A 396-nucleotide genomic window follows, 5' to 3' on the forward strand; every position below is an offset into this window, starting at 1 on the left:
ACGCAGGGCATGCCGAGTTCGCGCTCCACTTCGTCGAGGATGTCGAGGGGCTCGCGCACTTCGCGGTCCATCTTGTTGACGAAGGTGATGATGGGGGTGTCGCGCTGGCGGCAGACCTCGATCAGCCGCCGCGTCTGCGATTCGACGCCGTTGGCCGCGTCGATCACCATGAGCGCGGAGTCCACGGCCGTGAGCACGCGGTAGGTGTCTTCCGAGAAGTCCTTGTGGCCGGGGGTGTCGAGCAGGTTCACCACGTGGTCGCGGTAGGCCATCTGCATGACCGAGGAAGCCACCGAGATGCCGCGCTGCTTTTCGATCTCCATCCAGTCGGAGGTGGCGTGGCGGCTCGCCTTGCGGCCCTTCACGGCCCCGGCGATCTGGATCGCGCCCGAGAAC

1 protein-coding gene is annotated in these 396 nt (G+C 66.4%); it reads right to left on the bottom strand.

Going from position 1 to position 396, the window contains the following annotated elements:
* The coding region (locus tag EVJ24_RS15250; RefSeq protein WP_131441807.1) for a GTP-binding protein at positions 1-396 on the bottom strand (396 nt) is incomplete at both ends.

It is taken from the genome of Exiguobacterium sp. SH1S21 (assembly GCF_004337175.1).
Classification (GTDB): domain Bacteria; phylum Bacillota; class Bacilli; order Exiguobacteriales; family Exiguobacteriaceae; genus Exiguobacterium; species Exiguobacterium aurantiacum_A.